This is a genomic window from Streptomyces shaanxiensis (assembly GCF_039537145.1).
GTDB lineage: Bacteria > Actinomycetota > Actinomycetes > Streptomycetales > Streptomycetaceae > Streptomyces > Streptomyces shaanxiensis.
In genome coordinates this window covers 59,038-78,501 of the sequence record NZ_BAAAZY010000024.1, presented here as the reverse complement: position 1 = coordinate 78,501, position 19,464 = coordinate 59,038, and the positions used below count along the sequence as shown (strand labels likewise).

The following is a 19,464-nucleotide window of genomic DNA, read 5'->3' as shown; positions in this document are numbered from 1 at the left end:
GGTCCGGCAGGCGCGGCATTTCCATTGTGTTCGGCGCATCCTGTGGTCGGTGTGCCGACGTACGCCCCTGCTACTGAGTCCCGGCAGCGGCGAAGGCCGTATGGAGCACCAGTAGGAAGGCGAGGGTGGCCGGTGCGACGGTCAGGGCGGCGCGCATCATCGCGGCGGCGGCATCCGCGCCGGTCGAACGGTGGATCGAAGGAGCTGTCACGGCCAGCAGCACCGGGAACGCGGCGAGGATGCCGCCGGTGAAGGAGCCGAGGGTGTCCGCGGCGCTCACGGCGAGCAGGACCGTCGTGGCGGACACCGCCATCCGCACCGGTATCTCCCGGCTCAGGGCACGGCCCGGCGCCGGCTCCGTGGGTGCCGGAGCGGGCCAGGTCCACATCCCCAGGCAGATGACGACCAGGGTCAGGGCCGCCGTCAGCCAGACGCTCGCGCACACCGCCGCGACCAGACCGGCGCCGGACGCGCAGGCCAGCGCCGCTGTCAGTGACCGCGCCGGACGCAGGGCGGGCGCCAGCCGCCCGTAGGCGAGACAGAAGGACACGACGGCCAGTTGAGCCGCGATGTTGCCGTGCGCGGCCCGCGCGGCCGCCTCGCTCCCGCCGTCCAGCCACATGAGCGCCAGAAACGGCCCCGATGTAGTCGGCGCGCCCAGCAACAGCCCGCCCAGACGCGGGCCCGAACGCCTGGCTACGACGGAGACGAGAAGGATGAGGGAGGGGGCCAGGGCGGTCCGCAGGAGCAGGATTTCCATACCTGCGAGCCTGGCACCGACGATGCCGATTTTGGCTCGGACTTCTCGGCACAGGTGGCTGTTTCGCCGAGGAAAAATCGGCTGTTCCCCTGCAGGGCCGAGCATTTGTAGCATGGGTGCCATGGACCGCATCGATCGGCAGATCCTCACGATCCTCCTCGGCGACGGCCGGGCGACCTATCAGGAGTTGGGTCGCCAGGTCCGGTTGTCGGCCAACACCGTCGCCGACCGGGTACGTCGCCTCCAGGCGTCCGGAATCGTCCGCGGGTACCGGGCAGAGCTGAACCTCGCGGCGCTCGGGCGAGGGCTCGAACTGCTCAGCGACGTCCGCCTGCGCGAGGGCGTGGACCGTACGGCGTTCGAGGGGCAGTTGCACCAAGTGCCGCAGGTCGTCGGTGCGATGCGGCTGACCGGGGACTACGACTACCAACTGCGTATGGCCTGCACCGACGCCCGCGAGTTCGAAACGGTCATCGACCGCCTCAAGGCCGACTTCGGGGTGCGGGAACTGCGCAGCCGACTGCTGCTGCACGAGGTGCCGCTGGGACCGGACCGCGTCCTGGAACCCTGACGAGGGCCACGGGAGGAGCGCGTCGCTCAAGCGCCGGCGGCGGCCTTCTCGAGGAGGGAAGTGAGGACCGGCTCGGCATGTGTCCACAGCAGGGCGCCGCCGATCCCCGGGACGACACGGCGATCAGCACCGGGCACACGGGAGGCGAGCAGCGCCCCGTTGTCGGGGGAGTGGCCGGTGTCCCGCTCGCCGTACCAGATGTCGACCGGGACGGCGATCCGGTCGAGGGCGAACGGCCATCGCCCCATGGCCAGCACCGTGTCGCGGGCGTAGCCGGCACCACCCTGAACGAACCCCTCGGCCAAGGCCCTCCCGTACGCGGCGCCGAAGCCAGGGTCCTGGTACACGGCCAGATCGCACGCGGGGCTCGCGGCCATGACCATGCCCCACATCGCATCCGCGGTGAAGCCGGCGAAGAACTCCTCGGCACCGCCCGGATCGCGCGCGGTCCGCTCGACCAACCCACGCAGATCCACCGGCAGCACGGACGCGAACTCCGGTGCGGCGACCTCGTCCGCGCCGGAGACGACAGCCAGCGCCGAGGCGACGCCCCCCTCCGCGCAGGCGAGAGCGAACGGCGCGCCTTGCGAGTTCCCGACCACTGCCGGGCGCCCCAGCCCTCGCATCACACAGAGTTCACGCATATCACCGGCGAAATCGGAGAAGGTGCGGCCCGGTGCGGGCGTCGACGCCCCCAGCCCCGGGCGATCCACCGAGACAAGACGAACGCCGAGGGCCTCGACGACCCCCGCGCCGAAACCGAGCCACCGGCTCGTCGCCGCACCCGGACACAACAGGACGGGCACCCCGTCCGACGGCCCCCACTCGGCCCAGCCCAGCAACCGCCCGTCGGACATACGACTCCGACCGAGCCGGACAGGCCTGTCGGCGTACACAGTCATGATCGACATCATGGTCACGGGCAGGGATGCCTCGCACCCGAATTTCTCCGCGTACCCGCACAACCTGCGCCCGGCTCGCTGGTCCGACTGATCGGGGTGTTCATGGGAGCGGACCAGCAAATCGCCTTCTTTCTACGGGAGTTGAAGGACGGCGACACCTGGCGGCGTGCGGCCGCCGCGAAAGGACTGAGCAGAGTCGGTCGGGACGAGCACGCGTGGGTGCTCGCCGGGTCGGTGGACGACCCCGCGCCCGAGGTACGTGAGGCCGTGGCGGCCGGGCTGGGCCGGCTCGGTGTCGCCGAGGCGGGCCGTGTGCCGCTGCCCGCCCTGATGGGCGACGAGGACCCGTGGGTACGGCGCCGGGCCTCGCGCGCCGCGATCCGGCTCGGCCTCGACGGCCCGATACTCGTGGAAGCCTTCTCGCGCCTGCTCCACGATCCGGACCACCACCTGCGGATCAATGCCCTGGACGGCCTGGCGGCCCTCGGTGCGCCGAGCGATGCGGCGGGACTCGTTGCGCTCCTGGGCGACCCGGAAGGCGCTGTCCGGGGACGCGCCCGAAGCCTGCTGTACCGCTTCCGGGACGACCCGGCCGTCAGCGCCGAGGTGCTCCGTACGGCCGAACAGGACGGGGGAGAGGCTCGGGTACGGGCTCTCGAACTACTTCCCCGGCACTGGACCGCGCGCCTCGTCGATTCCCTGCTGGCAGGGCTCCGCGACGATTCCGCCGAGGTACGCATCGCGGTGGCGGGTCGGCTGCTGGACATGGAGGACGCACGGACGCGGGACGCGTTGGCCGCGGCTCTGGAAGCCGAGCGGGACGGGGGCGCCGCGGCCTCGCTCCTGCGCCGGCTGAGCCGACGGGGCGACGAACGGGTGACCGGGCCGGCGATGCGCTGGCTCGGCGACGCCGTCGCAGGCCCCTCGGCCGCGTACGCACTGGGTGCCGTGGGGACCCGGGCCGCCGCCAGGGTGTTGCGCACGGCCGTGACCGACTCCGGCCTGCCCGGACGTACGCGTGCCGCCGCCGCGAAGGGCATCGGGCAGGCCGGGCGATGGGATGCCGTCTGGCTCCTGCTCCCGCTGCTGGACGACCCCGACCGCGATGTGCGCGCGGGCGCGGTCGACGGCCTGGAGTCGCTGGTGGACGAGGGGCTCCGCCCTTGGGAACGCCGCTCCGTCGCCCGGGCGTTGGTGGACCACCTGACCGCCGACCCGAACACGACCTGGCAGACGCACAACGCGCTCATCGGCCTGGCGGAGGCGCTGCCAGGCCTACGGCAGATCGTGGACCGGACCCCTTCGCCCGAGGTGCGGGCCGCGGCGCTCTCGCTCCTCGACACGGACAACGCCACCGACGAGAACACCGGCCAGGACCTGCCCCGCTTCGTGCACGCCCTGGACGACCCGTTCGAGACGGTCCGCTACCACGCGGCACAGGGCCTGGCTCACTGGCTGACCGCCACCGGGAGACTGCCGCAGGACGCGGGACGGTTGCGCGCCCGGCTCACCGCGATCGCCGAGGATTCCTCGGCCGCCTCCGACGCCTCGGGGGAGCGGACCCGCGCGGCGGCCGAGGAAGCGCTGCGAGCGCTGGACGGGTGCCGCACCCAGTCGTCGTGACGGACCTTGACCGGCCTTGTGCAGATCCTTCAGCCTCCTCCGCTTCGGAGCGCTTGTTAGCCTCAGCAACGTGATCGATTCATCCCTGCCCGGCCACGGCACACCATGAGCGTCGTCGACTCCTGTCCGCTCGGTGCCGCGACCACGCTCGCCGAACTCGCGCGGGATCCGCATCCGCGCCTGGCGCTGCTCCGTGCGCAGGAGCCGGTCTCCTGGCTCCCCGAGCTGGACGGCTGGCTGGTGACCCGTCGTGATCTTGCGCTGAGCGTGATGCGGGACGCAGAGACCTTCACCGTCGACGACCCCCGGTTCTCCACGGCGCAAGTAGTCGGCCCCAGCATGCTGTCCCTCGACGGCGACCACCACACCCGGCACCGCGAGCCCTTCACCGACCCCTTCCGCCCCCGTGCCGTGCGGGAGGGGTTCGCCGCGTTCATCGAGCGGGAGACCGACCGACTCATCACCACGCTGGAGCCGGCAGGCGCCGCCGAACTGCGACGTGCCTTCGCCGGACCCCTCGCAGTCGCGGTCGTGACCGAGGCACTGGGGCTGGTCGGCACCACCGGGGACATGGTGCTCGCCTGGTACGACTCCATCGTGCAGTCGGTCTCGGACATCACCGCCGGCCACGAGGCAGGACCCGCGGGCGTCGCGGCGTACACGCAGCTGCGACGTGCGGTGGAAGCCACCGTCGCCGACCGGAACGCTTCGTCCCTCCTCGCCTCGGCCGCCGGGCAACTGACAGTGCCCGAGGTGGCATCCAATGCCGCGGTGCTGATGTTCGGCGGCATAGAGACCACCGAGGCGATGATCACCAACGCGCTGCTGCACCTGCTACGACACCCTGACCAACTCGCACTGGTCAGGGCCGACGTCGATCTGCTGGACGCCGCGATCGAGGAATCACTGCGCCTCGAACCCGGCGCCGCGGTCGTGGACCGCTACGCCACCCGGGACACCGTCCTCGGCACGGCCGCGATCCACCGCGGTGACCTCGTCACCGTCTCCCTGACGGGAGCCAACCGTGACCCGGCCGTCTTCCCCGACCCCGACCGATTCGACGTGCGCCGCGAGAACGCCCGCCTCCAACTGGCCTTCGCACACGGCCCGCACTACTGCCTCGCCGCACACCTGGCCCGACTGGAAACCCGCATCGCCCTCCAGCACCTCCTCGACCGCCTCCCCGCCCTGCGCCTCGACCCCGACCGCCCTGCGGCCCCATACGGCCTGGTCTTCCGCAAGCCCCCCACCCTCCATGTGCTGTGGGACAGGGCTATGTGAACGGCCCAGGAGCGGCTGAGCGCATGCCATGGAGACTTCGGGCACCGGAGGATCGGGGCCGCGGTACCGCCATGGGCGCGCCAGACCTTCCGGGGGACGCGGGGAGCCTGACCCGGAACCAGGCCCCTCGCCGGGACGGTTCCAGGGAGGCCGTACCTCCGTGCGCCGCGGCGACGGCGGCGACGACGCTGAGTCCCAGGCCGCTGCCGACGGCTGCGGCTTGTTCGCCCCTGACGAAGGGCACGAAGATCCTGTCCCGTAGTCCGGGCTCCACGCCCGGCCCGTCGTCCATCACTTCGATGATCCGGCACCCGTCTTCGGTGCCCAGTCCCAGCGTGGTTGTGGTGCCGGACAGCGTGTGACGGCGGGCGTTGGTCAGAAGGTTGTCGACAAGTTGGCGAAGCCGCTGCGGATCGCCGTCGACAGTGGACCGCTGGTGGTGTGGCTGCGGTGAGTCGAGGCCGGCGCGCGGGCTCCGGTGCGGGCCGGGCACCGAGGCCACGTGCGGCCAGTAGCGCGCCATGGAGGGACAACTCGCCGCCCAGCGCCGCGAGTTGGAGTCTCGGCAGGCACTGTCCGGGTCCGGTCGGGCAGGCGAGCTGCGGCGTCGTATCCGCCGTGCGCGTGCCGCAACGGCCGCCCGAGTGCGCGTCCCGGTGGGCCGGGCAGGGGAGAATGAGGGCCGTACCCAACGGTCGACCCTTGCGGAGGAGTGGGGAAATGCAGGACGCGCGAGCGGGGCAGGTCGCCGGGCCCGAGGACCTCATCGATGTGGCCCGCCTGGTCACGGCGTACTACGCGCTGCACCCCGACCCGGCCGAGCCTGGGCAACGGGTGGCGTTCGGGACCTCCGGACACCGCGGCTCGTCCCTCGCGGCGGCGTTCAACGAGGACCACATCGCGGCCACCAGCCAGGCCATCTGCGAGTACCGGACCGCCCAGGGCACCGACGGCCCCCTCTTCCTCGGCGCCGACACCCACGCCCTGTCCGAGCCGGCGCGGATCACGGCGCTGGAGGTGTTCGCCGCCAACGACGTGACCGTCCTCATCGACCAGGCCGACGGCTACACGCCCACCCCGGCGGTCTCGCACGCCATCCTCACCCACAACCGGAACCGCACCTCGGCGCTCGCCGACGGAGTCGTCGTCACTCCCTCGCACAACCCGCCCGCCGACGGCGGCTTCAAGTACAACCCGCCGAGCGGCGGCCCCGCCGGTTCCGAGGCGACCTCGTGGATCCAGGACCGGGCCAACGAGATCATCACCGGCGGCCTGAAGGACGTACGGCGCATCCCCTACGCTCGCGCCCTGGCCGCGCCCGGCACAGGCCGCCACGACTTCCTCGGCAGCTATGTGTCGGACCTGCCGAATGTGCTGGACCTGGAGGCGATCCGGGCCGCCGGCGTGCGTATCGGTGCCGATCCGCTGGGCGGCGCCTCGGTCGCCTACTGGGGCCGGATCGCCGAACAGCACCGCCTCGACCTGACGGTGGTGAACCCGCTCACCGATCCCACCTGGCGCTTCATGACGCTGGACTGGGACGGCAAGATCCGTATGGACTGCTCCTCGCCGTACGCCATGGCCTCGCTCATCGAGCAGCGCGACCGGTTCGACATCGCCACCGGCAACGACGCCGACGCCGACCGGCACGGCATCGTCACGCCGGACGGCGGCCTGATGAACCCCAACCACTACTTGGCCGTGGCGATCTCGTACCTGTTCTCGCACCGGGAGCAGTGGCCCGCGGGCGCCGGCATCGGCAAGACCCTGGTGTCGTCCAGCATGATCGACCGGGTCGCGGCGGACGTCGGCCGGCAGCTGGTCGAAGTCCCGGTCGGATTCAAGTGGTTCGTGGACGGCCTGTCCGACGGCAGCCTCGGCTTCGGCGGCGAGGAGTCGGCGGGCGCGTCCTTCCTGCGCCGCGACGGCTCGGTGTGGACCACCGACAAGGACGGCATCATCCTGGCCCTGCTCGCCTCCGAGATCACGGCGGTCACCGGCAAGACCCCCTCGCAGCACTACGGCGGGCTCACCGACCGCTTCGGCGCCCCCGCCTACGCGCGCGTCGACGCCCCGGCCTCCCGCGAGGAGAAGGCGCTGCTCGCCAAGTTGTCCCCGCGCCAGGTCACCGCCGACACCCTCGCCGGCGAGCCGGTCACCACCGTGCTCACCGAGGCCCCCGGCAACGGCGCGGCCCTCGGCGGCATCAAGGTCGCCACCGCCAACGCCTGGTTCGCGGCCCGTCCTTCGGGCACCGAGGACGTCTACAAGATCTACGGGGAGTCCTTCCTCGGCACCGACCATCTGCGACAGGTCCAGGAGGAGGCCAGGTCCGTGGTGCTCGCGGCGCTGGGCGCCTGACGTGACCGAGGCCGTGGTGACGGCGCTGGTCGCCGCCGGGGCCGCGATCGGCGGCGGGGCGCTCACGGGGGTGTTCACCCTCGCTGCCGCGGTCGGGTTCCGGTAGTCGGTGTAGCTCGTGCCGACGGAGATCAGCAGGGTGACGGCATCGGCTCCGGTGACTGTGAGGGCGTCGTTCTCGCTGCTGACCGTTCCACTGGCATGCGTGCCACACCCGTCACTCAACAAGGAACTCACTCACCAGCGGCAGGAGCAGAGAAGTGCGCCGCATGAGCGTCATGTGCGTGGTGGCGGGCAGGACGGCGAGCTGGGCCCGGGGAATCAGTCGCTGCATGGCGGCCGCGTGCTCGACGCGTACGAAGTCGGTGTCGCCGATGACCAGCAGCGTGGGTGCCCGCACTCCGCGCAGGTCGTCGGCGGTCCAGGGCAGCGGGGCGTGGGCCGACGCGGAGACCTTGGCGAGGAAGTCCTCGAAGTGCTCGGGATACGGTGCGCAGGCCGCGTACGCGTCGGCCATCTCCTGGAAGTCCGCCTGGCTGGGCAGCCGCTGGGAGTCGAAGTCGGCGGCGCGTACCTCGTCGTGGACGCCGTCCTGGCTGTACTGAGTGGCGGCGAGCACGAGCCGTCCCACGCGTCCGGGATGCCTGACCGCGATCTCGAGCGCGGTCAGCCCGCCGAGGCTGTACCCGAGGAAGTCGGCCTGCTGGATGCCGAGTTCATCGAGCAGCGCCACCACGTCGGAGGCAAGGTTCGGCACTGTCAGGTCGCGGTCGGTGTCGGCGGTGTGTCCGTGGCCCTGGAGTTCGGGAGCCACGATGTGCCGGTCGGCCGCCAGAGCGGGGAGCACGGCGGCGAAGGACAGGCCGATGGTGGTGACGCCGCCGTGCAGCAGCACCAGCGGTCGCCGGCCCTCGTGGTGGGCGCCGTGCACCTCGTAGTACATGTCCAGGCCGTTGACCTTGGCGTAGTCGGAGCTGGTCGGCACTGTCATCACGTCCTTCTGCACGCTCTGGTGCGAGAGCCGTACGTGGTGGTGACCGCTCGGACCCGCAGACCTCATCGGTGCGATGACGCGTCACGCGGGCAGGGCGGCGAGCCAGTCGGTCAGGAGGCGGTTGACCTCGTCGGGTCGTTCCTGCTGGATCCAGTGGCCGCAGCCGTCGAGGAGGTGGGAGGAGGTCAGGCCCGGCAGCGTCACCGGATACGCGGTGATCGCGTCGGCCAGCCATGTCGTGGACGTGTCCAGTTTGCCACCGATGAACAGGGACGGCTGGGGGATGGGGGCGCCGTCGAGGGCGGCGAGGTCCTCCCAGTCGCGGTCCATGTTCCGGTACCGGTTGAGCGCTCCGGTCATGCCGGTCCGTTCGAACTCCCCGGCGTAGACGTCGAGGTCCCCCTCGCTGAGCCAGGCGGGCAGCCGGCCGGTGGGGAACCGGTCTCGCAGCGTTCCGCCCCGGCTGACGAAGTGCGGATCGGGGGCGCCGGGTGCGGGCATGGTGTCGGCGGACAGGGCCGCGTAGAAGCCCGTGAGCCAGCCGCGTACGTCGGGTTCGATCTCGGCCTCGGCGCGGCCGGGCTCCTGGAAGTAGGAGACGTAGAACTCCTCGTCGCCGCCCATCCGGGCGAAGGCGTCCGTGGGGCGGGGTCCGCCACGCGGCGTGTAGGGGACGCTGAGCAGCCCCACCGCCCTGAAGACGTCCGGCCTGAGCAGGGCGGAGTTCGCGGCGATGGCCGCGCCCCAGTCGTGGCCGACGACCACCGCCGATTCCTCGCCCAGGGCCTGCACCACCGTGACGTTGTCCGCCACCAGGTCGAGCATCCGGTACGCCTCCGTTGCGACCGGCCTGGAGGAACGGCCGTAGCCGCGGACATCGATGGCGACCGCGCGGTATCCCGCCGCCGCGAGCACCGGTAGCTGGTGGCGCCAGGAGTACCAGGATTCCGGGAATCCGTGGACGAGCAGCACCAGCGGCCCGCTTCCCTGCTCCACGAGGTGAATCCGGCCGTGACCTGCCCGCCCGGCCGGCGATGACACCGACCGGTGAGTGATCTCCCCGATGTGCTGCGACATGCGCCCTCCTCCGGGACACCCCGCGCCCTTGCGCGCGCGGCCGCCCCTATCGTCGTTCGTTGCCCCGACGCCGATCATCCGGACGGCCGCGCCGAAAAGACGAGCCTGTTTGCCGATTCGGCAACATTGCCTTGGCTCGGGTTCCGATGTGGGGGCGTTCCGGCGTGGAACCGTCGGGCTGCGGTCCCTACCGGGTCGGCCGACAATGGGCTGTGGATCGCATGTCCGGCCCGGCCACGACGCCGGTGCGGCGCGTCGGCCCGAGAGGAACGTGCTCATGCGCGCTGAGTCTTCGCCGGCCGCGCGGACGGGAGCCTTCATCGCGGTGGCGGTCGCTCTGTTCTGCATCCAGCTCGACTTCTTCGCGCTCGACGCGGGCGTGGTGTTCCTGGCGGCCGCCGTGCTCGTCGCGCTCAGCGGGCCGCTCGGCGCCAGACTGTCCGCGCACCCGGGGCCGATGTCGGTGATGGCGTTGGCCGGGGCCGTCGCCGGTACGGGCATGATCGCGCTCAGCCATGTCATGGGCTGGTGGCCCTACGTCCCGGTGTTCGCCTGGTGCGGGCTGGGCCTGGGTCTCGGCCGGGCCTTCGCCGGTGTCGCCCCCCAGCAGGTCGTGGCCCCCGAACGGGCCGGCGAGGCATCGGGCGTGTTGCTGACGTTCCTGGTCACGCTGGATGGCGTCGCGCCGGCGGGTGCCGCGGCCGCGATCACGGTGATGGTGCCGGAGCGAACGCCCGAGGCCGCGTACGACGCGATCCTGCGCTTCGGAGGCGCGGTGATCCTCGTGGCTTCCGTCGCCGTCATGGCCGTACGCCATCGGCTCGTGGTCCTCGGCGGGGTCCCGCCGGTCGGCTCGCGGGCGCCACGCGGCGGGCGCCTGCCGTGAAGGGCACGGCGGAGCGGACGTTGATCCTGCACCGGTCGGTGCGGGTGACCCTCGCCGCGGCCACGGGCTTCTACACCTTCGTGTACGGGCTGGACGAGCCGGTGCTGGCGCTGTACGCCCTGTTCGCGCCCATCTCCCTCGGCCTGCTGTCCCCGATCCCGGGGTCCGGGCGGCAACGCGCCGAGGTGATGCTGAAGGCGCTGCCCGTGGGCCTGCTGCTGGTGGCGCTGGGGACCGTGCTGGCGGTGCGGACCTGGGCGGCGGTGCTCGGCATGCTCGTCGTGGGATTCCTCCTCGCCTTCGCGGCGATCGCGGGCCCGCGTCCGGCCGGGGCGGCGCCGGGACTCCAGCTCTTCTACATCCTCGCGTGCTTCCCGCCGTACGAACCCGAGACCCTGTGGCTGCGGCTGGCGGGACTGACCTTCGGCGTGGCGGTGCTGGCGCTGTGCGAGCTGTTCCTGCTGCCGCAACCGCCTGCGCCGACGTACCGGACGACCCTCGCCGAGGCCCTGGCCACGGCGGGCGACACCATCGCGGGGCGCGGCGGCCTGCCCCCGGAGGCCCTGCGGAAGGCAGGTGCGCGGCTGCGGCTGTCGAGCGTCCCGCCCGCGGAACGCCCCGCGGGTCCGGGCCGCGCGGTACGCGGCCTCTCCCAGGCGGGCTCCGCCACCCGTCGGCTGCTCGAGCAGCTCGCCCATCTGACCGAGACCGGCGAACTCGGCGAACTCGTCCGGTACGGCGCCGAGCCGGGCAGGGGCCGTACCGACACGGCGTCCGGGTCACTGCTGCCGCAGGTCGTGTCCCTGTGCGACGACACCGCCGCCGCCCTGCGCACGGGCCGGGCCGCTCCCGGCCCGCAGCGGATGGACCAGGCCATCGACGACTTCCAGCGGGTGCGCCTGCGGCAGGCGACCGGGTCCGCCGACGAGGTACCGCCGGTAGCGGTGCTGCGTCGGCAGGCGGCGCTGCTGGCCGTCGCCGAGTCGGTGCGCATCCTGGAGATCTCCGTACGGGTCGGCCTCGACGGGCGGCGCACCCCGCCGACCGAGCCGCGCGAACTCTTCTGGTACACCGAGGCCGCCACGCCCCAGCTGTGGCTGCGCCGGATCACCGGCAACATGACGCTGCGCTCGGTGCAGTTCCAGAACGCCGTACGGATCGCCGTGGCCCTGGCCGCCGCACGCCTGGTGGCCGGCTCGCTCGACCTGACCCACGGCTTCTGGGTGCTGCTGGCGGTGCTGACGCTGAGCCGGACCACCGTCGGGGAGACCTGGACCGCCATCCGCCAGGCCGTCACCGGCAACCTCGTGGGCGCGGTCGCCGCGGGCGCCCTGCTCATCGGCCTCGGACGGCACACCGAGGCGTACGCCGCGATCCTGGCACCGGCCATGCTGATCGCCTTCGCGCTCGGCCCGCTGCTCGGCATCGCCTGGGCGCAGGGCCTGTTCACCCTCGTGGTGGCCACCGCGTTCGCCCAGATCGCCCCGTCCTCATGGCGACTGGCCGAGGCGCGGATCGTCGACGTGGTGACCGGCAGCGCCATCGGGCTGCTGTGCGCGATGCTCGCCTGGCCGGCCGGCGCCCGCAAAGAGGTACGCAGAACCATGGCGGGGCTGCTGCGGGAGTGCGGCCCGCTGATCAAGGGCACCGTCGAGATGCTGACCGCCGTACCGCCGGGCTCGGCCCCCGCCCCGCCGACGCTGCCCGCTGTGCACCGGCTGCGCCTCGCGGAATCCGCCTACGCCCAGTTCCGCAGCGAACCGGGGAGCAGCGCATCCGTGCGCGCCGACTGGCACGCCGTGCTCATCACGGCCAACCACATCCTGCTCGGCGCCCAGTGGCTGCCCCGTTTCGACTTGTCCACGACCGCCCTGCCCCCGAATGCGGCCGACCGCGCTCGGACCGGCGCCCGCACGCTCGCCGAGACCACCGATCGGCTCGCCGCCCTGTGCGACGGCGAGCGCCCACAGCCGCCGCGGACAGAGCAGGCACCCGCGGAACCGACCGGTCCGGCGCTGCCCGTGCTGGTCGACCTCGACATGTGGCTGCGCAGCCTCACCCATCAGCTGGCCCGTATCGAGGCCGGGATGCCCGAGGCGATCCGAGGGCCGGCCCGCGGTACGACGGCCAACGGCACCGCGGGCTCGACGTCCCGCCCCACCGGGCCCGGAAGGTAGGGCGCGCCGTGTCCGACCGCAACCTCCGCTCCGACCTCCGACCTCCCTCCCCGCGCGGGTGGGTGTGGTGGCTGCCGTTGGCCGCGGTACTCGTCGACGTGGCGGCCGAACTGATCGTCAGAGGCCGCGAACCGGTGAGCTTCATGCTCATCGCGGTCCCGCCGCTGGCCGCCGCGACCCGCGGCCCGCGGGGCACCGCCCTGTCGACGCTGGTGTGCCTGGGGCTGCAGATGTGGATGGCCGCCCGCCGCCCCGGCCACTTCGACGAACAGCACCATGTCGCCGTCTACATCGCCACGACCCTCATCGGCATAGCCGCCGTCGCGCTGGCCCGGCAGCGGGAGCGCACCCGGCAACACCTGATCCGGGCCAACTCGGTCGCCGAGGCGATGCAGCGGACCCTGCTGCGTCCCGTGCCGCGCAGGCTCGGGCCGGTACGCGCCGCCGGGTTCTACGAGGCCGGGGAGGGCGGCACGCTCGTCGGCGGGGATCTGTACGACGTATGCGAGACGCCCTTCGGGATACGGGCGATCATCGGTGACGTCCGCGGCAAGGGGCTGGACGCGGTCCAGACGGTCGCGGCGGTGCTGGGCAGCTTCCGGGTGTCGGCCCACGAGTGGCAGAGCCTGAGCGCCCTGGCCGGGCGGCTGGAGCTGAGCATCGCCCGCAACAGCCCGGCCGGCGACGACGGCGACCCCGAGCTGTTCGTGACCGCACTGGTGCTGGAGTTCCCGCCGGGCCGCGGCGAGGTACGTATCGTCGACCGCGGCCACCCCGCCCCGCTGGCGGTCGGCCCGCAGGGCGCCCGGCGGCTGGTCACGGCGCCCGGACTGCCACTGGGGCTCGGCGCACTGGCGCCGGACGGGGAGGGCACGACGGTGCACCGCCTCGAACCGGCGGAGGTCCTCGTCCTGCACACGGACGGGGTGAGCGAGGCACGCGACGCGGACGGCGTCTTCTACCCGGTCCTCGAACGCCTCGGCGAACGGTTCTGCGGCGAGCCCGCACCCGACCCGGAGACGGTCGTGTCGTTCGTACGGGCCGACGCGGAACGCTGGTCGGCCCAGTCGGCCCAGTCGGACGACGACGACCGGGCGGTCCTCGCGCTGTCCCTGGAAGCGGTGGCATCCCGACGACGGGGCACCGGCGCCGATGCCCGGGAGCCGCGTCGTCGGGTGTGAACGGCGTTGCTTCGCGAAATGACGTTCAGGCTGTTTGACCGGTAACGGCTCGATCCGCAGTCAGCCTTGATACCACCGAGCCTCGAACGTGAGGCCCAGAAGGCGGAGAAGACCTTCCCGCTGCTCGGCTGAGGCCAGGACCATGATGTCGTCGCTGAGGTGTGGGCCTTCCTGCTCGACGCGGCGGAATTCCCGGGGGTCGTCACCGAGGTCGAGCGCCTCGATGGCCTCCTGCGCTGCTCCCATGTCGAGGTAGTCGTTCGACTCCTGCTCGATGCCGAAGGACAGCGGCTTGCCGTTGCATTCGAAGTGCATCGTCCCCAGACCGCAGTCCTCGTCGTCCGGGTAGGCCTTGTCGAAGCGGTAGTTGGAGACGGTGACCTTTCCTCCGGTGAGATTCGCCGCCTCGTTCAGGAGCCATTCGTAGTGCTCGTCCGCGAAGTCGACGTCGTCGGAGTGAATGGAAACAGCCACGTCGAAGGATTCGAGGGCACTGGCGACCTCATAGCGATCCTCGATCGGCTTGGCCGCGAAGTCGGCGAACTCGTCCAGGACTCGTTGGGCCGTCTGTTCAGTGATCATCCCGAGTTCTGTGAGAACTTCGGCAATCCGTACGTAAGTTATCGACTGGCTGCTCGTCATGTGGACATCCTGTCAGCCGGCCGCTTCCTGCCGAGGTGCGCACTGGCTCAGCCCTCCGGAGCGAGCCCCAGGGTCTCCAGCACTCCGATTTGGGCCGCAGCGGGACCCCTGTGCTCACCGCACCGGAGCATCCCCCTGCCGACTCCTTGTGACTGCGTCGCTGCGCGACGTGATGTCGGCCGGGCGTGGCGACGCACGCCGCACAGGCCGAGGAATCGGCATCCCCGGCCGTGACATCGCTGCCGCTGCCGGTCAGAAGTCCGTGGGCAGCCCACTGACCTCCGCGATACCGCGCAGCTCCTCGGTCTCCTTGTGCCGTTCCCTGATGTAGTCGGCGATCTCGCCGAGGCGGACGGGGTCGGAAGCGGTGGTCGCGTCCGTGACGATCCGGACCGGGCCGGTCTCGTCGACGTCGATCTCGATCAGTTCGTTGTCCATGCGACCGGTGACGGCGGTGGCGATGACGAGAGCGGCCTCGTCACGGACCTCCTGGGGCAGCTCTTCGCCGGGCCCTGAGTCGAGCGCGAGGTCGAGGCTGGACAGGCGCTCCTCTTCGATCGCCCGGAGGACCGGTTCCACCATGCGCAGCAGAAGGCGGTAATCCTCCGTGTCCATCCGGATGCGCAGGAGGTCCAGGTACACGTCCACGGGCCGGCCGTCGCCATACGGAATCTCGGATTCGCTCATTCGCTTCGTGTTTCCCACAGAACGCCGCCCACACATGTCACCGGCGGGGACGCGGCTCACACCCGTCGCCAGCGGGCCATGGCGAAGGAGAACACACCGAACAGCACCAGCCCGGCCGCGACGCAGGCCAGCAGCCAGGGGCCGAGCGGAGTGTCGGCGAAGGTACGCAGGGTGTCGTCGAGCCCTTTCGCCCGATCGGGTTCGTAGTCGATGGCGGCACGGACGGCGAAGACACCCGCCACGGCGAACACCAGCCCGCGAGCGGCGCCGCCGGCCACGCCCGTGACGTCCACCAGCTGTCGTGTCCGGTGGCTCATCTGCCCGAGCCTGAGCTTGTCGTGGTACTTGCGCAGGATGGCCCGTACGCCGATCCAGCCACCGGCCACGACGATGGCGAGCCCGGCCGCGCCGACCAGCCACTGCCCGGCGGGTATCTCCAGTGCCCGGGCGGTGGCGTCCCGTGACTGCTGGTCGCTGGATCCGCCGCCGCTCTGGTTCCGGCTTGCCGCGAACGACAGCACGGAGTAGGCGACGAAGACGTAGAACGCGCAGCGGACGGCCGCCAGCAGCCGCTTGCGCACGCTGCGGCCGTCCTTCCCGACCGAGCCGAAGACCGCCTCGGACAGCCGCCACAGAGCCATGCCGACGAGTCCGACGCCCAGCGCCCACAGCAGCACCGCGCCGAACGGCTGCTGCGACAGTTCCGCCAGTGCCCCGCCGCGGTCGGCCTCCTCGTTCGTGTCGCCGAAGGCGATCTGCAGCGCCAGCGCACCGACGAGCAGGTAGATCACGCCCCGGGCGGCGAGACCCGCCCGCGCCGCCCCCTCGGTGACCGAACCCCGTGCCGCCGTCCGCCGCGCCCGGAATCGTCCGGTCCATGCCAACCCACCCGTGTTCATGGAGACCTCCCGCAGTCCGAATGCCCAGGCTCGGCCACCACACACGCGGGTGGGCCGCCGGCCAGGCACCGCGTGGCTCGCTGTGGGGGAGGGGACGGTGTCCCCGGGCTTGGCCTCTTGCGGGCCCGGGGGATCGTTTGGCTGGAGCGCCTCGACCGTGGGCCGGACCGCCGTTCGGCCACGCGCTTCGCCCGCGGCCCCGACCGGTTTCCTCGCCGGTCGGGGCCGCGCTTGGGTGGTGCTACTGCTTCCAGGCCCAGTGGAGGCGGTCGAGCCCGCTGGAGTTGTTCACCTTCAGGCTGAGGCGCGTACCGGTGCCCTGGAGGGTGGTGAGGGAGTAGGTGTCACCGTTGCGCAGGCCGGGCCAGTAGACAGAGCCCAGGCCCAACTCCCGGATGGTGTCGGTCGCGGCCTGGATGTAGGCGATCTCGCTGGAGCCGTTGACCGGGCCGTTGTAGTCGAGGCCGGAGGTCATGGTGGCGCCGAACTCGTCGAGGACGGTGCGCGAGGCACAGGTGCCTATGCGCTCCTTGAAGTCCTGCTTCCACTGGTCGACGCTGGTCCAGTCGGTGTGCCAGAAACCGTAGTTGTGCAGGGCGATGCGAGTGCCGTCGAGCCGGCTGTCGGCGCACACGGGCTTGACGTCCTCGCTGTACTTGATGCCTCCGATGAGGATCCGGTCGCGGGGGATGAAGCGGTGCGTGGTCACCCAACGAGCGGCCACGTCGCGCCACTCCTGGGAGGTGTAGCCGAACGGCTCGTTCATCGGCTCGAAGTACACCTGGGAGTTGCGGGCGTAGGCGGACGTGATCCGTGCCCACATCTGGTCCCAGGAGGCCTGGTCGTCGATCTTGCCGTCCTTGGCGTTGTCGGCCTCCCAGTAGCCCAGGATGACCTTGAAGCCCTTGGCGGTGGCGGCGTCGATCGCGCCCCGGTACGCCTTCCAGAAGGGGCCGTTCACGGAGGTCGGGTTGACCGGGAGGCGGACCGTGTTGGCGCCGAGTTCGGAGAACCCGCCGATGATCGCCTTGGACTTGGCGTAGGTCGTGGCGTAGCTGTCGGAGGTGGACAGACCCGAGGGTACGACCGCGTCGTCGGCGTAGTTGTCGCGCGGGTCGGCCCAGTTGACCCCGCGGAAGTCGCTGACGGGCGGCGGCGAGGCGGGGCGGGAGGCGTCCGCGGGAGCCGCGGAGGCGGGGGAGGCGAGGGCTGCGCCGAATGCCGTGACGCCGGCCAGCACTGCCGCCAGGCAAGCTGTCCCGCGATGGTTCTCTCGTGGCACGACATCCCTTTCTGGGTAGCTGCGACCGCGCAACCTCGCATGCGGGTTGGGCGGCTTGGTGGGCTTCCGCAACGTAGAAGAGACCTCGAACAGAGGTCAACATATCTGCACACCAAATTTCACCAAGAACGCATGAGTTATGGACGTGCGTCAGCGGACACCGTCGTTCAAAGAGGAATTCCGGGCGGGGGCGATCCGATTGCGGAGAACTTCCGAACTGCCGGGCGATCAACTGTCCTGAGTGATCGAGCGTCGAGATGATCAGGAATGGGAGCGATCTGCGAGCCATTCCAGGGCCGCTGCGCCGGCGTTGAGGATGGAGATGTGGCCGGCGGTCGGGCTCAGCCGCATCTCTGCCGTGGGGCAGTGGTTCGCGAGCCACTGGCTGTGGGAGCTGGGCACGACACGGTCCCTGCCGCCGTGCAAAAAGAGGACGGGTGGCGTGACCTGCCAGGGGTCGAATCCCCATGGGTTGACGTACGCCAGGTCGTCGTCGATCAGCGGGCCCGGGCCGGCCTCCACGGCTGGACCGACGACATCGCCGAACCAGGACCATTCACCGGTGAGCGCGGCGTGATCGGCTGGGGTGAACATCTGCGGGTCATACTTGGCGGACGCCTCGTGGGTCTCCTTCGCCGCGCGCCCCTTGGTGGCGGCAAGCAAGGATGCCGTGCCGGAGTCCGACATGCCCGCGAACCAGTCCAGCCCCTCGGCTCCGAACGGGGCCGGCCCCGCCACGCTGACCACCGCGAGGACACGATCGGGCAGTAGGGCGCCGCAGGCGAGGGCGTGCGGACCGCCACCCGAATGACCCATGACCGCGAATCGCTGGATGCCCAGCGTGTCGGCGACGGCGGCCACATCTCCGGCGGCTGACGCTATGTCCCGGCCGGGGGCGGGGTGTGGACCCGCCGTAGCCCGGCCGATCGTAGGACACCCAGCGGATGCCGAGCCGGTCGGCGGACGGGAAGAGGGGCTCGGGAGGGGCCCCGATGTTCGGCGTGCCGTGGTGCCAGAAGACTACGGGACGGCTGTCGGAATCTTCCGTGCCGGTGTCGTAGACGTGCAATCTACGGCCGTCTCCCAGCTCAAGATCAGTCTCCGCCACACCGCCGCGCTCTGACACTTGGAGGCCTCCAGCCACTTGAGCTTCGGCGGCACAAACCTACTGGGCATCAAGCTTCGGCGACATAAAGGGGTGGGGCCAGTCGGACCGGGTCATCAACCTGCGTCCGTAGACCGGTCACGGTGACCGTTCCGCGGACGGAAGTCATGGTGTGCCGACGGCTCATGGGGTCTGCTGACATCTCAAGCAAGTCCGGGCACTCGCCCCCCACAGGTGAGATAGGCAAGTACGCCTTGACAATCCTGAACTGTCAAGGCGTACTTGCCTCATGGCTCTTCCAGACCTGGACGATCTCATCGCGGAAGTCGACCGGAGATGCGACACCGCACACCACCCCGGCGGACAGGAACAGCCCGACTGGCTCGCGCTGCTGACGGTTGCCGCGCAACTCGCAGGCCATCTGCAGGCCCTGGCAGACGACTTGGTCGAGGACTACGTCGAGCACTGCCGGATGCACGGCTCCTCATGGACGGACATCGGCACCGCCCTAGGAGTGACCCGGCAAGCAGTCCAGCAGCGCTTCCACGCTCCGCATAAGCGCTATAGCCCCGAGATGATGACCGGCGACCTTCGCCAAGCGATGGTCCACGTCAAGCAAGCGGCCGTGCAGCACCGCAACAACTACATCGGTACAGAGCACCTGCTGCGGGGCCTTACCGCGGAGGACAACAGCGCCACACGCCTCCTGCAGGCCGCCGGAGTCTCTCCCGAGGCGGTCCACAAGTCCGTCGGAGCGCGGCTGAGCATGGGCGCCTCCCAAGCGGCCGAACGGATCGCCTGGACTCCCTACTCCCGCAAGGCAATCGATATCGCGGAGGCACGATCCCAGCAGAACGGCTCCGATCGCATCGACTGCGACGACCTCCTGATCGGCCTCGCCCAGGTCGGCCGCGGAGTAGCTGCCGCTGTCCTGACCGACACCGGCTTCGACCTCGCAACCCTTGACGCGACAGCAGCGGAAACGGACCCATCGCAGCACGAGTGACCTACCCACCCGTGGAGGATCCGAAGGCCT

17 protein-coding genes and 1 pseudogene are annotated in these 19,464 nt (G+C 71.1%); 8 read left to right on the top strand and 10 right to left on the bottom strand.

Going from position 1 to position 19,464, the window contains the following annotated elements:
* Positions 1-70: 70 nt before the first annotated feature.
* The gene (locus tag ABD932_RS34730; protein WP_345019088.1) at positions 71-760 is read right to left on the bottom strand and encodes a hypothetical protein; all 690 of its coding nucleotides are present in this window, start codon (positions 758-760) and stop codon (positions 71-73) included.
* 121 nt (positions 761-881) lie between these two features.
* On the opposite strand from ABD932_RS34730, the gene ABD932_RS34725 reads away from it, so the two are divergent.
* Positions 882-1,331, top strand: coding sequence for an Lrp/AsnC family transcriptional regulator (locus tag ABD932_RS34725; protein WP_345019086.1), 450 nt, complete (start codon positions 882-884; stop codon positions 1,329-1,331).
* A 26-nt stretch (positions 1,332-1,357) separates the two neighbouring features.
* Here the strand turns inward: ABD932_RS34725 and ABD932_RS34720 are convergent, their stop codons facing one another.
* Positions 1,358-2,233 (bottom strand): alpha/beta fold hydrolase, encoded by an 876-nt coding sequence (locus ABD932_RS34720; protein WP_345019084.1) that lies wholly within the window; start codon positions 2,231-2,233, stop codon positions 1,358-1,360.
* Between the two features lie 102 nt (positions 2,234-2,335).
* Here ABD932_RS34720 and ABD932_RS34715 point away from each other — a divergent pair, with 102 nt between their 5' ends.
* Together ABD932_RS34715 and ABD932_RS34710 are read left to right on the top strand one after the other, a co-directional pair.
* Positions 2,336-3,856, top strand: a complete 1,521-nt coding sequence (locus tag ABD932_RS34715) for a HEAT repeat domain-containing protein (protein ID WP_345019082.1) — start codon at positions 2,336-2,338, stop codon at positions 3,854-3,856.
* Between the two features lie 105 nt (positions 3,857-3,961).
* Positions 3,962-5,137 (top strand): cytochrome P450, encoded by a 1,176-nt coding sequence (locus tag ABD932_RS34710; RefSeq protein ID WP_345019080.1) that lies wholly within the window; start codon positions 3,962-3,964, stop codon positions 5,135-5,137.
* On the opposite strand, the gene ABD932_RS34705 is transcribed toward ABD932_RS34710, so the two are convergent.
* On the bottom strand, positions 5,130-5,516 hold the full coding sequence (locus tag ABD932_RS34705) for an ATP-binding protein (RefSeq protein WP_345019800.1): 387 nt from the start codon (positions 5,514-5,516) through the stop codon (positions 5,130-5,132). The two genes, ABD932_RS34710 and ABD932_RS34705, sit on opposite strands and share 8 nt — an antisense overlap.
* 341 nt (positions 5,517-5,857) lie before the next feature.
* Here ABD932_RS34705 and pgm point away from each other — a divergent pair, with 341 nt between their 5' ends.
* On the top strand, positions 5,858-7,498 hold the full coding sequence (pgm, locus tag ABD932_RS34700) for a phosphoglucomutase (alpha-D-glucose-1,6-bisphosphate-dependent) (RefSeq protein ID WP_345019077.1): 1,641 nt from the start codon (positions 5,858-5,860) through the stop codon (positions 7,496-7,498).
* A gap of 217 nt (positions 7,499-7,715) precedes the next feature.
* Here the strand turns inward: pgm and ABD932_RS34695 are convergent, their stop codons facing one another.
* Both ABD932_RS34695 and ABD932_RS34690 read right to left on the bottom strand, forming a co-directional pair.
* Positions 7,716-8,558, bottom strand: a complete 843-nt coding sequence (locus tag ABD932_RS34695) for an alpha/beta fold hydrolase (protein ID WP_345019076.1) — start codon at positions 8,556-8,558, stop codon at positions 7,716-7,718.
* A 15-nt stretch (positions 8,559-8,573) separates the two neighbouring features.
* A complete protein-coding gene (locus tag ABD932_RS34690) occupies positions 8,574-9,569 on the bottom strand; it encodes an alpha/beta fold hydrolase (RefSeq protein WP_345019074.1) in 996 nt (331 codons plus the stop codon).
* Between the two features lie 277 nt (positions 9,570-9,846).
* On the opposite strand from ABD932_RS34690, the gene ABD932_RS34685 reads away from it, so the two are divergent.
* From ABD932_RS34685 to ABD932_RS34675, 3 genes are read left to right on the top strand one after another with little or no spacing between them, the layout of a single operon-like run.
* Complete coding sequence (locus tag ABD932_RS34685; protein WP_345019072.1) at positions 9,847-10,455, top strand: MFS transporter; 609 nt, start codon at positions 9,847-9,849, stop codon at positions 10,453-10,455.
* Positions 10,452-12,632, top strand: a complete 2,181-nt coding sequence (locus ABD932_RS34680) for an FUSC family protein (protein WP_345019069.1) — start codon at positions 10,452-10,454, stop codon at positions 12,630-12,632. Before ABD932_RS34685 ends, ABD932_RS34680 begins: the two co-directional genes overlap by 4 nt.
* Before the next feature lie 8 nt (positions 12,633-12,640).
* Positions 12,641-13,813, top strand: coding sequence for a PP2C family protein-serine/threonine phosphatase (locus tag ABD932_RS34675; RefSeq protein WP_345019067.1), 1,173 nt, complete (start codon positions 12,641-12,643; stop codon positions 13,811-13,813).
* A gap of 60 nt (positions 13,814-13,873) precedes the next feature.
* Here ABD932_RS34675 and ABD932_RS34670 read toward each other — a convergent pair whose 3' ends face one another.
* From ABD932_RS34670 to ABD932_RS34650, 5 genes and pseudogenes are all read right to left on the bottom strand, one after another.
* Positions 13,874-14,455 (bottom strand): hypothetical protein, encoded by a 582-nt coding sequence (locus ABD932_RS34670; protein ID WP_345019065.1) that lies wholly within the window; start codon positions 14,453-14,455, stop codon positions 13,874-13,876.
* Between the two features lie 252 nt (positions 14,456-14,707).
* Positions 14,708-15,142 (bottom strand): hypothetical protein, encoded by a 435-nt coding sequence (locus ABD932_RS34665; protein ID WP_345019063.1) that lies wholly within the window; start codon positions 15,140-15,142, stop codon positions 14,708-14,710.
* Positions 15,143-15,198: 56 nt separating this feature from the next.
* Positions 15,199-16,041 (bottom strand): DUF1206 domain-containing protein, encoded by an 843-nt coding sequence (locus ABD932_RS34660; protein WP_345019061.1) that lies wholly within the window; start codon positions 16,039-16,041, stop codon positions 15,199-15,201.
* A 241-nt stretch (positions 16,042-16,282) separates the two neighbouring features.
* Positions 16,283-17,323, bottom strand: coding sequence for a cellulase family glycosylhydrolase (locus tag ABD932_RS34655; RefSeq protein ID WP_345019059.1), 1,041 nt, complete (start codon positions 17,321-17,323; stop codon positions 16,283-16,285).
* Positions 17,324-17,584: 261 nt separating this feature from the next.
* A pseudogene (locus ABD932_RS34650) lies at positions 17,585-18,431 on the bottom strand (alpha/beta fold hydrolase).
* A gap of 286 nt (positions 18,432-18,717) precedes the next feature.
* On the opposite strand from ABD932_RS34650, the gene ABD932_RS34645 reads away from it, so the two are divergent.
* Positions 18,718-19,434: a Clp protease N-terminal domain-containing protein gene (locus ABD932_RS34645; protein WP_345019057.1), complete on the top strand. Its 717-nt coding sequence runs from the start codon at positions 18,718-18,720 to the stop codon at positions 19,432-19,434.
* The last annotated feature ends 30 nt before the right edge of the window (positions 19,435-19,464 follow it).

Coding starts and splice junctions, on each gene's coding strand:
- ABD932_RS34730 (WP_345019088.1), bottom strand. CDS start 760: ATGGAAATCCTGCTCCTGCGGACCGCCCTGGCCCCCTCCCTCATCCTT.
- ABD932_RS34725 (WP_345019086.1), top strand. CDS start 882: ATGGACCGCATCGATCGGCAGATCCTCACGATCCTCCTCGGCGACGGC.
- ABD932_RS34720 (WP_345019084.1), bottom strand. CDS start 2,233: ATGACTGTGTACGCCGACAGGCCTGTCCGGCTCGGTCGGAGTCGTATG.
- ABD932_RS34715 (WP_345019082.1), top strand. CDS start 2,336: ATGGGAGCGGACCAGCAAATCGCCTTCTTTCTACGGGAGTTGAAGGAC.
- ABD932_RS34710 (WP_345019080.1), top strand. CDS start 3,962: ATGAGCGTCGTCGACTCCTGTCCGCTCGGTGCCGCGACCACGCTCGCC.
- pgm (WP_345019077.1), top strand. CDS start 5,858: ATGCAGGACGCGCGAGCGGGGCAGGTCGCCGGGCCCGAGGACCTCATC.
- ABD932_RS34695 (WP_345019076.1), bottom strand. CDS start 8,558: ATGAGGTCTGCGGGTCCGAGCGGTCACCACCACGTACGGCTCTCGCAC.
- ABD932_RS34690 (WP_345019074.1), bottom strand. CDS start 9,569: ATGTCGCAGCACATCGGGGAGATCACTCACCGGTCGGTGTCATCGCCG.
- ABD932_RS34685 (WP_345019072.1), top strand. CDS start 9,847: ATGCGCGCTGAGTCTTCGCCGGCCGCGCGGACGGGAGCCTTCATCGCG.
- ABD932_RS34670 (WP_345019065.1), bottom strand. CDS start 14,455: ATGACGAGCAGCCAGTCGATAACTTACGTACGGATTGCCGAAGTTCTC.
- ABD932_RS34665 (WP_345019063.1), bottom strand. CDS start 15,142: ATGAGCGAATCCGAGATTCCGTATGGCGACGGCCGGCCCGTGGACGTG.
- ABD932_RS34660 (WP_345019061.1), bottom strand. CDS start 16,041: ATGAACACGGGTGGGTTGGCATGGACCGGACGATTCCGGGCGCGGCGG.
- ABD932_RS34645 (WP_345019057.1), top strand. CDS start 18,718: ATGGCTCTTCCAGACCTGGACGATCTCATCGCGGAAGTCGACCGGAGA.